The organism is Vibrio rubrogenes (assembly GCF_059641415.1).
The window spans coordinates 1-11,557 of record NZ_JCARSY010000058.1 but is presented as its reverse complement, the minus strand read 5'-3'; the positions used below and the strand labels follow the sequence as shown (position 1 = coordinate 11,557).

Here is an 11,557-nt window from a genome sequence, read left to right as displayed (position 1 = left end):
TATCAGGGGTCTGCGCAGCCTGCTTTTCGAATAACTGGTGCAGACACGCTTGCTCAGGATATGGCATGGCGGTCTGGTTAAAAGAGTCGAGCACTAAATGACGCTCTTCATTAGACAGAACACTGAAGCGCCCCGGATAAGTCACGTCAGATTGGGGAGAGACACATTCGGTCAGGAAAGATTCCAAACGCATCAAATGGCGCTGGATTTCATCTCTTCCATACAGGTCATGGTTGGCATTGAGATAAAGCGTTAATCCCTGCTGCGATCCACGGTCATAAAATGTAAACGACAAATCGTCAACCGGGCCAATTGCGGTATTGACCACCGTTGCAGATACATCGCCAAAAAACAGTTCATATTCAGAAGGGACAAAATTAAGTACGGTGCTATACCAGCATTCTTTCTCGGTGGTGAGCTTCGATTCTTGTCGCAGGTCATCACTATAATAGCGAGAGTGTCGTGATGTTTTACCAACATGCAGAGCGACCTGCTCTAACAGCTCATCAAATGTCATATCCGCATTAATATGAATACCTAGCGGCAAAATATTTACTGCGATGCCTGTGGTTCGGCGTAGCGTCCGCCCCATCCGTCCTCGGTGTGTAAAACCGAGCATCATCGATGATTCTCCGGTCATCAAATGTAAATAAACCGAAGTAAGTGCTGTAATGAGTGTTGCGAGAGTTGTTTTGTAACGCTCGGCTAATCCCAACAAGCGCTCATAAACATCAAGAGGAAGCTGATGCCGTTCACTAAGCACTTGAGAACACGCAGCACTTTGCCCAGCCAGAGAAACCGGCTGATACGCTTGTATCTGTGCCATATAATTCAGCCAGTACTCACGGTCACGTACAAAACCCGTTGAGTCGCGATAAGTGTTTTCAGCCTCAAGTAAGGCCTCTACCCCTAATAACTGACTCTCCGGAATCGTCTGACCGGCATGTAATGCTGAATATATTTCAGCAAAACGCGCGATAACCATCATGAAGCCATATCCGTCAGTGGTAATATGGTCAGCGCTACAGTAGAGATAATATTGTTCGGCGTGGACTTTTAACAAAGCAAAATCAAACAAGACCGTTCTTTCTCCGGCCGAGACAGGATGATCAAGTCGTTTTTCCATCCATGCCATCGCTAAAGCATCTGCGTCCGCTTCCTGAGACAAGTCAATAAACGGCAATTCCCAATCAAAAAAACACTCAACCGTTTGCTGTAATGTCTCTTCGTGGTAACCCGCTTGGGTATGAAATGTCTCAGCTTCTGTGACACCTTGTCTGACCGCCGTTTCCATCATTGCAGGGTCAACGTTCCCCGGCAGATCAAGATAGCCAGCCACTTTGAAGACTCGGGGACCGACATGATTGACAATATGTTGGGCGAACCAGATTCCTTTCTGTGGCGTCGAGAGTGGTAAAGGAGAAGACACATTTGACTGAGCGTGGAGAAGAGAACTTTGCTTACTTGCTTCGCGAATATTCGTATTCATATAGCACCAACCTTCATTTGTTATTTTTTTATTATTTGTATTTTACGCATAACATAAAGAGCACCTGACATGTGTAATATCAGACACTGAAACCTCATATATGCTATGATATGACGTAATCAAAAATGACAATCAATTAATGACAAATGTATTATTATTTGTATTTTTACCCTTGGATTTTTATATTTAAAATGAACTTAACCTGATAGTTGACATCTATAAACCAAATTACCTCATTCGTTCTCTTACAATCAAGTTATATTATCTTGACACTATATAGACATATTAAAAATTACAGCAACATTATGAAACAAAGGAAAATAACAAAATTATAAGTACAAAAATCAATTATAATCATTATCATATAATGACAAAAATATCAAAAAAACATTCAATCCTTTGGATATTCTGCTCAAAATTCAAACAACCCGTAAATAAATAGTGATATCTTTATATAATAAAATTCAAAAAAAATTTAGCTGAACGCAAATCACACTTACGGGGTATTTCTTACGTAAAAAATAAAATAATCATTAAAAAACATATAGATACAAATACACCCTCAATACGGTTAACGGATAGATACAGAAGAATCATACTTCGCTTAATGGTCGAACCAAAGCAAAAATAAGAGTTTAATCAAAAAAATTTAAATATTTTTAGAATAAAAATCCATTTTAGAACAAAAATCAACATATTAACTGGTTCAGTCTCAATTACCGCTATATCTTACATTTTATAATTCTCAACCTAAACAAAGACTATTTTTAAAAAACTTGATCACCTTCAAGAATAATTAGCAAATTTGCATGCATTTCATAGCAAGCACAACCGTCTAAATAGAAAACCATCAGACAGTCTGGTTACACCCTATTTAAGTACACTTCCACTCACGACATAAGATAAAAACCAGTAATGATAAAAATAACATTAAATAGACAAGGAACAGAGGTTTACTCAGTCGATAAATTTCTAATACATATCTATATTGTCAAGAAAATTAGTGTAAAAACTCAAATAAAGCAATTGAATGAAATTTATTTTATATGCTATTTCTTAAAAAATTCATAAAAGATACATATAAAACTAGCACACTGATACAAATAGGTATTATTAATTTCACTCTATTCAAATAACATCATTAAATAGGATAATCTGAAAATAAAAATTTGTTCCTTTAATAAAAGGCCTTAAAATCTATCCGCTTTGAACTTCTCTTACACGCCATGTTCTTGTTCTACCGATAAGCAGATCATAGTGAATATTCGCATTTGAGTAATATAAAACTCAAATCGCCCTCTAATATCGATTCCCCCCTCAGTCAGACATCACAACACGCATGAGTCTCAATAAAGAGACACCAATCACAAAGTCGGTAGACTGACGCTCCCGAAGGGGTCAAAACGACAACATAATTTTAAAATAAATTGGATCACGGACAAGACTATTGACCGAGATATACGGTATAAAGGGCTGAGTTAGGTCGCTGCATTTCCTTTCAGCTGGGAGGATGAGTGAAACATCCAAAAGAATGTGGCTCTACTGACAGGATGATTGCTGTTACACTAAGGAAATATTGGAAAAGTTGAACGATATTACCGTTGAAATAGTATATTATTAAAAGACTCCAGTGGTTATGGTGATGAATTTGGACCACAATTTAACAAAACAGATAGAAGAGATATGCGCAGCAAGAGGTGTCAGGTTGACTTCTCAACGCAAACGGGTCTTTGAGCTTATCTGTTCCAGTAGGAAAGCATCCAGTGCCTATGAACTGCTTGAAGCGCTACAGCAAAGCGAACCGCAGGCAAAACCACCGACCGTTTATCGGGCACTTGATTTTCTGATGGGGCAAGGCTTCATCCACCGTGTAGAGTCAACAAACAGCTACATTTCATGTTGCTCTTGTAATGCTCATAAACACTTTTCACATCTTTTAATCTGCAAACAATGTAGTGATGTGACCGAACTTCAGGATGAGACTTTGGTCTCATCACTGGAACATAATGCAGAGAAGCACGGATTTAAGATTACAAATCATGTCATTGAATCTCATGGTATTTGCCAAACGTGCTCCTCAGAAACAAAGAGAGAAACAGTAGAAGATTATGCGCGCTGAGTTTGTAAATCCGTTTTTAGCGTCTCTGATGAACGTTTTAAAAACAATGGCTTCACTTGAATTGAAACCTCAAAAACCAAGAGTCAAAAAAGATGAAATTGCCCGAGGTGATATTTCAGGTCTGATCGGTATGGTCGGAGATCAAACCCGAGGGTCGATGTCGATTACTTTCGATGAGAGCCTTGCATTGGAAATCATGCAAAACATGTTGGGCGAACGCCCGAACGGCTTGAATGAAGAAGTGACCGATATGGTGGGTGAAATCACCAATATGGTGACCGGCGGAGCCAAAAGAATACTTGCTGAAAGTGGCTTTGATTTCAATATGGCAACACCAGTTGTCGTGTCTGGCCGTGGTCATACAATTCGCCACAAGTGCGAAGGTGCGATCATTATCATGCCTTTCACCTCAACATGGGGAAATGCATTTATCGAGATCTGCTTCGAGTAAGTCGCTTTTCGGTTTGTATTGATATAAAAAACAGGAGATGGCATTGCCATCCCCTGTTTGTTTTTGCGTCACGCTAAATATTTAGTCTTAACGTAGTGCTTTATACGCATTAATCAGGCCGTTGGTTGAACTGTCATGAGATGTCACCGGCTCATCACTTTCCAGCTCAGGCAAAATTGCATTTGCCAACTGTTTACCCAACTCGACGCCCCACTGATCGAAAGTGAAGATGTTCCAGATTGCGCCCTGTGTGAAGATCTTATGTTCATAGATCGCGATCAACTGACCAAGCACCCGCGGTGTGATTTGCTTCACCAGAATTGAGTTGGTCGGACGGTTTCCTTCAAACACTTTAAACGGGACGAGTTCAGCAACTTCCTCTGCTGTTTTACCAGCAGCAATAAACTCAGCTTCCACTTGTTCTTTGGTTTTACCAAACGCTAAAGCTTCTGTCTGTGCAAAGAAGTTAGACAACAGTTTCGGATGATGATCCGATGTCGGATTATGTGAAATCGCAGGTGCAATAAAGTCACAAGGAATCATTTTTGTGCCTTGGTGAATCAGCTGATAGAAGGCATGTTGACCATTGGTACCCGGTTCACCCCAGATAATCGGCCCGGTTTGGTAATCAACAGGCAGACCATTACGGTCAACATATTTACCATTCGATTCCATATTTCCTTGCTGGAAATAAGCCGCAAAACGGTGCATATATTGATCATAAGGAAGGATCGCTTCTGACTCCGCACCATAGAAGTTGTTGTACCAAATACCGATCAGAGCCAACAATACCGGAATATTTTGCTCAAATGGTGTTTCAACAAATGCCTGATCGACCTCATGGGCGCCGGAGAGCAACTCAACAAAGTTATCAAAACCGATCCCCAAGATGATTGACAGGCCGATTGCAGACCATAAAGAATAACGGCCACCAACCCAGTTCCAGAATTCAAACATGTTGTCGGTATCAATACCAAAGGCAGAAACTGCTTCAGCATTGGTTGAAAGTGCTGCAAAATGTTTTGCGACTTGCGATTCATCTTTTGCTTCAGCAAGAAACCAATCGCGAGCGGTGTGCGCATTGGTCATTGTTTCCTGCGTGGTAAATGTTTTGGACGCGACGAGAAATAACGTTGTTTCCGGATTAACCTGCTTGAGCACTTCTGCAATATGTGTTCCATCCACATTAGAAACAAAGTGCATATTAAGGTGATTTTTATACGGCTTGAGTGCTTCGGTAACCATATATGGCCCTAAATCAGAACCACCGATACCGATGTTCACAACATCAGTGATCGCTTTGCCGGTATATCCTTTCCACTCACCGGAAATAATCCGTTCAGAGAAGAGCTTCATTTTCTCCAGCACAGCATTCACCGCTGGCATCACGTCTTCACCATCTGAATAAATCGGTGTATTAGAACGATTCCGCAACGCGACATGCAAAACAGACCGATCTTCCGTCCGGTTAATTTTTTCACCACTGAACATCGCTTCAATTGCGCTTTTCAGGTCAGTTTCTTCTGCCAGCGCCAATAAGAGTTTCAGAGTCTCTTCATTGATGAGGTTTTTAGAATAATCGACCAGAATATCATCGCCAAAACGTAGAGAGAACGTTTCAAAGCGCTGACTGTCTTGGCTGAAAAGTGTTTTTAAGTCAACACCTTTCATCGATTCAAAATGAGCAGACAGTGCTTTCCAAGCCGGTGTTTCTGTTGGGTTGATATTTTTTAGCATGGTATCTATCCCGAATTTAATAGGTCCTATTCTGCCGAGCAACATGAGTGATCGTTACAGAATTCCAAAGACAAAAAAACAAACCAATTGCAGCATGCGTACCAATACACCTAACAAGGTCACAGCTATATTTCGATTTGTATCCGATTCGCTGATTATACTTAATTTTCAGAGCGAAATTATGTTTTAGCTCAAATCCAACGAGTCAATTTTTATTTCCATTGGTCTAAAAACTGATTGTACGGTAACTAGAAACACTCCACTATACAGACACGAGTGAAATTAACAATCGTTCTAATAGGTGCTTACAATGTGGTCACAAACCATCATCTATCTTCAGGAGAAACCACGCGGATTTCACCTGATTACAGACGAAGTTGTCAAACAACTCCCTCAGATTCAGTCTGTTTCCGTCGGGCTGCTCCATTTGTTTATTCAGCATACATCTGCCAGTTTAAGTATTAATGAAAATGCAGATCCGACGGTTCGGGACGATATGGAGGCCCACTTTAATCGCAGCATTCCGGAAAGAGCACCATACTATCGGCATACCTATGAAGGTGATGACGATATGCCAGCTCATATAAAATCGTCCACCCTCGGGGCAAGTCTGACGATCCCGATTACTCAAGGAGAACTGGCAATGGGAACCTGGCAGGGAATCTATCTGGGAGAGCATAGAAATCATGGCGGACAACGAAAGGTCGTGGCAACAATTTCAGGTGAATAACCACTGCTTTTTTATGCGGGTAATCAGTTGATGAGTGAAATCATCACTCATCATCAAAATCAAATGCAGGCCCTGCGTAATTATCAAAGCGGGAGTATTGACCTTGGAAGGTTAAGCGCACCGACCCGATCGGACCATTCCGCTGCTTACCGAGAATAATTTCAGCGGTCCCTTTCATGGCACTATCCGGATGATAGACTTCATCACGGTAGATAAACATAATTAAGTCCGCATCCTGCTCGATAGAGCCTGATTCCCGCAGATCCGAGTTGACCGGCCGTTTGTCCGCCCGTTGTTCCAGAGAACGGTTTAACTGGGAAAGCGCGACCACCGGAACATTTAACTCTTTCGCCAGCGCTTTCAGAGAGCGCGATATTTCTGCAATTTCCAGTGTCCGGTTATCGGACATTGCCGGAACCCGCATCAATTGCAGGTAGTCCACCATGATGAGTGATAACCCACCGTGCTCCCGGGCAACCCGGCGCGCCCGAGAACGAAGTTCCGTGGGAGTCAGACCTGAACTGTCATCGATAAACATATTCTTCTTTTCCATAAGAATCCCCATGGTAGAAGAAATTCTGGCCCAATCCTCATCATCCAGATTACCGGTTCGGATTTTAGTCTGATCGACACGAGATAAAGATGCCAACATCCGCATCATGATCTGCTCGGAAGGCATCTCCAGAGAAAATATCAGTACCGGTTTATCTTGCTCCATTGCAGCATTTTCACATAAGTTCATCGCGAAGGTTGTTTTCCCCATCGATGGACGCGCAGCGACAATGATTAAATCTGAAGGCTGTAATCCTGCAGTTTTCTTATTTAAATCAGTAAAGCCGGTATTAACCCCGGTGACACCATCCTGAGGACTTTTGTACAAAATTTCGATTCTCTCCAACGTTTTCTCCAGAATCGAATCGACATTTTGTGGTCCTTCATTTTCATTGGTTCGGGACTCAGCAATTGCAAAGACTTTACTTTCAGCAAAGTCCAACAGGTCTTCTGAACTGCGCCCTTGCGGATCATAACCGGCATCAGCGATCTCATTGGCGACACCAATCAGATTACGCACTAAAGCTCGTTCAGCAACAATATCAGCGTATGCATTGATATTCGCGGCACTTGGTGTGTTTTTAGCAAGATCGGTCAGATAGGCAAATCCACCGACATCATCCAGTTGTTCTCGTTGTTCAAGATATTCGGAGAGTGTAATCAGATCGAGAGGTTTCCCACCTTCCAGAATCGATTTAATCCCATCGAAAATCAAACGATGTGGACGACTGAAAAAATCACTGGTCACCACTCGTTCGGCCACAGTGTCCCACCGCTCATTATCCAGCAGTAATCCTCCCAGAACGGATTGCTCCGCTTCTAGCGAATGGGGAGGCATTTTAATGCCTTCAACTTGTGCGTCAGTTTGCTTACGATTTCTGTTTTCAAACTTGGAATTAACCATGACTTTTCTCAATACCACGACAAAGTGTGCCCATTATAACGAGAATATCGTATTTGTAATTATCTCATGCAGAATTAACCCAGAACTGACTATTGACTGGGCAATTCACTCTAGTATTGTCTTCAGCTTAATAGTCAGTCTTTAGAGGTCTCGTGTGTTTAGGTGTTGGCTGATGCCCTTCAGTCTTTGTATTATCGGTGCAGTTCATGCAGAAGAAGAATCAACAGAGCAAGACATGCCTTCTCCGCTTCAGGGTCAGGTCGAGCTCGGTTACCAAAGGCATACCGGTAATACGAATACAGAATCGCTCAATGTAAATATATTGGCTGAATACATAGAAGGAAGACATCGAACGACTGGCAAATGGGAATTTTACCGACTGGATAAATATGGCGGTGAATACAAGAGAAAATCAACTTACACGCTACAGTCCGACTACAAAGTCAGTCCGAAAGGCTATGTGTATGGTAGTTTCAATGGGATTGATTCCAAATATAGCGCCTATTTTAAGGACTATACATTCTCGGCAGGTTACGGTTATCAATTAACACATACCGATGTGCTAACCATCGAGCTTGAAGTGGGTCCGGGTTATCGATATCAAAAACCTAATCTCGATGAGCTCGACGATGATGATCTAATTTTTCCTGAAACAGTGAGAGAACCCATTGCACGGGGAAATGCCAGAGTCGATTGGAGTCTGACAAAAACAGTGACGCTGGGCAGCGATATCACCGTTGTCTCCGGGGATAGTAACACACTGATGACCACCAATATCAATCTGACCAATGATATCACCCAGAACCTTGCTTTAAAGCTGGATTACTCTCGTTCATATCACTCACGCGTTCCTAATGGCCTCAAAAAAGCAGATAGTGCAACATCAATCAATGTTGTCTACCATTTCTGAACGCTAAAGCAGTGTTATCCCGTTATTGAAAACATAAAAAAACACCAGCCTAAGCTGGTGTTTTCAATACTGGATCGGCTGGGAAATTATTCAGCAACAACCTGTAGTTTAACTTCTGCAAACACTTCAGAATGAAGTTGGATGCTGATGTCATACTCACCAACGTTGCGTAGAGCACCTTCAGGAAGACGAACTTCACTTTTGCTCACTTGAACACCAGCAGCAGTCACTGCATCAGCAATATCGCGAGTACCGATAGAACCGAACAGTTTACCTTCTTCGCCAGCTTTTGATGCAATCACAACCGCTTCCAGAGCGTTTACTTTGTCAGCGCGAGATTGTGCAGCAGCCAGTTGCTCAGCAACTTGAGCTTCTAATTCGGCACGACGGTGCTCAAACATCTCAACGTTTGCTTTAGTTGCCATAACTGCTTTACCTTGAGGGATAAGAAAGTTACGAGCATAACCAGATTTCACGTTGACTGTATCACCAAGACCACCTAGGTTACCGATTTTATCAAGTAGAATAACTTGCATTGTTTAATCCTCTTTCTTAATAAACGGTGCCGATTACTGATGTTTGTCAGTGTATGGCAATAGAGCTAGGTAGCGAGCACGCTTAATAGCACGAGCTAGCTGACGCTGATATTTAGCGCTAGTACCAGTGATACGGCTTGGTACAATTTTACCAGCTTCAGTAATATAGTTTTTAAGAGTTGCTACATCTTTGTAATCAATCTCTTGGACGCCTTCTGCAGTAAAACGACAGAATTTACGACGACGGAAGAAACGAGCCATGGGCTATCTCCTGATCTAAATTTGAGTAATCTCTTGAGCATGAAGCACCAATTTACCGACACCATTTCGGTCAGTCTGATAAGTCACGAAACCACTTACCTTGATGCTGCTGCCCTGTACTAAGTTGTGAGTGAAAGACTGTGATCGCTGACCACTAACCACGACGGGCATTCGACAATAAACCTGTCTGGGTAAATCCGCTTCAACAGCAACCGAACGATGTTCTAACCAAAAACGACAATGTTCGATACCTGACGGACTCTGGCTTCGAATGGGATGCTTGACAATCGTACCGCTAAGTTCCATCCGATTGGTCATAGAATCAATTACTCAGCAACGTCTGCACTGTTTTCTTCTGATTTCACTTCTTCACGCTTAGAACGCTCTTCACGAGCTTTCAGCATGATTGATGGTTCAGTCACAGCAGACTTAGTACGCATAATCATGTTACGCAGAACTGCATCGTTAAAACGGAAAGCAGTTTCCAGTTCATCAACAACTGACTGCTCAGCTTCTACATTCATCAGAACATAGTGAGCTTTATGCAGTTTGTTAATTGGGTATGCAAGTTGACGACGTCCCCAATCTTCCAGACGGTGAATAGTACCGCCAGCTTCAGTGATAGAACCAGTGTAACGCTCGATCATGCCAGCAACTTGCTCGCTTTGATCTGGGTGCACCATGAATACGATTTCGTAATGACGCATGTTTGCTCCTTACGGATTATTCAGCTTCCACGTTTGGCCCGGTCGTCCAGAGGAAGCAAGGAACGGTAAATAAGTGACCAGGAATTTAAGAGGTCGAATAGTACAGAAAGGAAGCGGTATTAGCAAGAGAAATATGACTTGGAGGCACCATAAAATAAAGGACGAACATCTTGTCCGTCCTTTGTATCCATCACACTAATCTTCATCAACAAATTGAGCTTGAAGATAGTTCTCTAACCCTGTCATTTCAATCAAACCAAGCTGGGTTTCAAGCCAATCTACATGCTCCTCTTCATCTTCTAAGATGTCGAGAAATAGGTCCCTGGAAACATAATCACGAATATCTTCAGCATAAGCAATTGCCTCTTTCAAATCAGGGATGGCAGCCATCTCTAATTTGAGATCACATTCGAGCATTTCTTTGGTATCTTCACCAATCAGAAGTTTTCCCAAGTCCTGCAAGTTCGGGAGTCCTTCTAAAAACAGTATCCGCTCAATCAAATGATCAGCATGTTTCATCTCATCAATTGATTCATGATACTCTTTGTCCGCCAGCTGTTTGAGTCCCCAATCTTTATACATTCGTGCATGTAAGAAATACTGGTTGATTGCAATTAGCTCATTGGCCAGAATTTTGTTCAGATGTTGAATAATTATTGGATCGCCTTTCATGACAAAACCTCCTCTTTGGCTCTATTAACTTTAGAACCCAACAGAGAAGTGTCAAATTTTAATCTGTAAAAACAGATAATTAGTTTTAACTAACTTACTTGTTTATACTGAGATGCAACCGTTTCATTCAAGATCTCCTTTGCCTGACGGACACACTTTCCACATTGACTCCCTAATGCTGTACAGCGCCGAATTCCTTTCATATCACTGATGCCATCTTCAAGAATGAGCTGACGCAGCTTTTTATCCGAAACGGAATGACAGAGACAAACAATCATAAAGGTACAACACAACATGACAAAACATAATACAAATATAAACGATAATTGTTATTATTTCCATAATTAACTTTTCGTTGCATGCCACCATGTGTATCACAATGCTCACAGACTTAGGCAGAGGTTTGGATATAGCTACAAGCTTGGGACAGACAAAAACAAAAAAGGAAGCCAATGGCTTCCTTTTTTTAACTCGTGTTAGCGCAAATTC

The 11,557-nt window shown here is 41.8% G+C and carries 13 protein-coding genes; 4 read left to right on the top strand and 9 right to left on the bottom strand.

Features of this window, described 5'->3' with window-relative positions; genetic code table 11:
- Nucleotides 1-1,489 (bottom strand): condensation domain-containing protein (locus AC55NX_RS19880; protein ID WP_496997309.1); only part of this gene is annotated, 1,489 nt, incomplete at its 3' end.
- A 1,636-nt stretch (nucleotides 1,490-3,125) separates the two neighbouring features.
- Between AC55NX_RS19880 and zur the strand changes: the two genes are divergently transcribed.
- The gene (zur, locus tag AC55NX_RS19875) at nucleotides 3,126-3,608 is read left to right on the top strand and encodes a zinc uptake transcriptional repressor Zur (protein WP_496997308.1); all 483 of its coding nucleotides are present in this window, start codon (nucleotides 3,126-3,128) and stop codon (nucleotides 3,606-3,608) included.
- On the top strand, nucleotides 3,598-4,059 hold the full coding sequence (locus AC55NX_RS19870; RefSeq protein WP_038186035.1) for a chemotaxis protein CheX: 462 nt from the start codon (nucleotides 3,598-3,600) through the stop codon (nucleotides 4,057-4,059). The genes zur and AC55NX_RS19870 overlap by 11 nt, the downstream gene beginning before the upstream one ends.
- A gap of 87 nt (nucleotides 4,060-4,146) precedes the next feature.
- Here AC55NX_RS19870 and pgi read toward each other — a convergent pair whose 3' ends face one another.
- The gene (pgi, locus tag AC55NX_RS19865) at nucleotides 4,147-5,796 is read right to left on the bottom strand and encodes a glucose-6-phosphate isomerase (protein WP_496997307.1); all 1,650 of its coding nucleotides are present in this window, start codon (nucleotides 5,794-5,796) and stop codon (nucleotides 4,147-4,149) included.
- Nucleotides 5,797-6,106: 310 nt separating this feature from the next.
- Between pgi and AC55NX_RS19860 the strand changes: the two genes are divergently transcribed.
- Nucleotides 6,107-6,526 carry a secondary thiamine-phosphate synthase enzyme YjbQ gene (locus AC55NX_RS19860; protein ID WP_496997306.1) on the top strand — a complete coding sequence of 140 codons (420 nt, stop codon included), beginning with the start codon at nucleotides 6,107-6,109 and terminating at the stop codon, nucleotides 6,524-6,526.
- A gap of 43 nt (nucleotides 6,527-6,569) precedes the next feature.
- On the opposite strand, the gene AC55NX_RS19855 is transcribed toward AC55NX_RS19860, so the two are convergent.
- Nucleotides 6,570-7,982 (bottom strand): replicative DNA helicase, encoded by a 1,413-nt coding sequence (locus AC55NX_RS19855; protein ID WP_496997305.1) that lies wholly within the window; start codon nucleotides 7,980-7,982, stop codon nucleotides 6,570-6,572.
- A gap of 154 nt (nucleotides 7,983-8,136) precedes the next feature.
- Between AC55NX_RS19855 and AC55NX_RS19850 the strand changes: the two genes are divergently transcribed.
- Entirely contained in the window at nucleotides 8,137-8,892 is a 756-nt protein-coding gene (locus tag AC55NX_RS19850; protein ID WP_496997304.1) for a DUF481 domain-containing protein, read from the top strand.
- Nucleotides 8,893-8,978: 86 nt separating this feature from the next.
- On the opposite strand, the gene rplI is transcribed toward AC55NX_RS19850, so the two are convergent.
- The 6 genes from rplI to AC55NX_RS19820 form a co-directional block, all read right to left on the bottom strand.
- The gene (gene rplI / locus AC55NX_RS19845) at nucleotides 8,979-9,428 is read right to left on the bottom strand and encodes a 50S ribosomal protein L9 (protein ID WP_077336750.1); all 450 of its coding nucleotides are present in this window, start codon (nucleotides 9,426-9,428) and stop codon (nucleotides 8,979-8,981) included.
- 33 nt (nucleotides 9,429-9,461) lie between these two features.
- Nucleotides 9,462-9,689 (bottom strand): 30S ribosomal protein S18, encoded by a 228-nt coding sequence (rpsR, locus tag AC55NX_RS19840; protein ID WP_000090471.1) that lies wholly within the window; start codon nucleotides 9,687-9,689, stop codon nucleotides 9,462-9,464.
- A 15-nt stretch (nucleotides 9,690-9,704) separates the two neighbouring features.
- Complete coding sequence (gene priB / locus AC55NX_RS19835; protein ID WP_074374473.1) at nucleotides 9,705-10,007, bottom strand: primosomal replication protein N; 303 nt, start codon at nucleotides 10,005-10,007, stop codon at nucleotides 9,705-9,707.
- An 8-nt stretch (nucleotides 10,008-10,015) separates the two neighbouring features.
- The gene (rpsF, locus tag AC55NX_RS19830) at nucleotides 10,016-10,396 is read right to left on the bottom strand and encodes a 30S ribosomal protein S6 (RefSeq protein WP_496997303.1); all 381 of its coding nucleotides are present in this window, start codon (nucleotides 10,394-10,396) and stop codon (nucleotides 10,016-10,018) included.
- A gap of 195 nt (nucleotides 10,397-10,591) precedes the next feature.
- A complete protein-coding gene (gene bfr / locus AC55NX_RS19825) occupies nucleotides 10,592-11,068 on the bottom strand; it encodes a bacterioferritin (RefSeq protein ID WP_077336752.1) in 477 nt (158 codons plus the stop codon).
- A gap of 89 nt (nucleotides 11,069-11,157) precedes the next feature.
- Nucleotides 11,158-11,346, bottom strand: a complete 189-nt coding sequence (locus AC55NX_RS19820; protein WP_496997302.1) for a (2Fe-2S)-binding protein — start codon at nucleotides 11,344-11,346, stop codon at nucleotides 11,158-11,160.
- Between the last annotated feature and the right edge of the window lie 211 nt (nucleotides 11,347-11,557).

What these genes read in the sequence shown, in the direction of transcription:
- zur (WP_496997308.1), top strand. Translation starts at nt 3,126, where the DNA reads ATGGTGATGAATTTGGACCACAATTTAACAAAACAGATAGAAGAGATA.
- AC55NX_RS19870 (WP_038186035.1), top strand. Translation starts at nt 3,598, where the DNA reads ATGCGCGCTGAGTTTGTAAATCCGTTTTTAGCGTCTCTGATGAACGTT.
- pgi (WP_496997307.1), bottom strand. Translation starts at nt 5,796, where the DNA reads ATGCTAAAAAATATCAACCCAACAGAAACACCGGCTTGGAAAGCACTG.
- AC55NX_RS19860 (WP_496997306.1), top strand. Translation starts at nt 6,107, where the DNA reads ATGTGGTCACAAACCATCATCTATCTTCAGGAGAAACCACGCGGATTT.
- AC55NX_RS19855 (WP_496997305.1), bottom strand. Translation starts at nt 7,982, where the DNA reads ATGGTTAATTCCAAGTTTGAAAACAGAAATCGTAAGCAAACTGACGCA.
- rplI (WP_077336750.1), bottom strand. Translation starts at nt 9,428, where the DNA reads ATGCAAGTTATTCTACTTGATAAAATCGGTAACCTAGGTGGTCTTGGT.
- rpsR (WP_000090471.1), bottom strand. Translation starts at nt 9,689, where the DNA reads ATGGCTCGTTTCTTCCGTCGTCGTAAATTCTGTCGTTTTACTGCAGAA.
- priB (WP_074374473.1), bottom strand. Translation starts at nt 10,007, where the DNA reads ATGACCAATCGGATGGAACTTAGCGGTACGATTGTCAAGCATCCCATT.
- rpsF (WP_496997303.1), bottom strand. Translation starts at nt 10,396, where the DNA reads ATGCGTCATTACGAAATCGTATTCATGGTGCACCCAGATCAAAGCGAG.
- bfr (WP_077336752.1), bottom strand. Translation starts at nt 11,068, where the DNA reads ATGAAAGGCGATCCAATAATTATTCAACATCTGAACAAAATTCTGGCC.
- AC55NX_RS19820 (WP_496997302.1), bottom strand. Translation starts at nt 11,346, where the DNA reads ATGATTGTTTGTCTCTGTCATTCCGTTTCGGATAAAAAGCTGCGTCAG.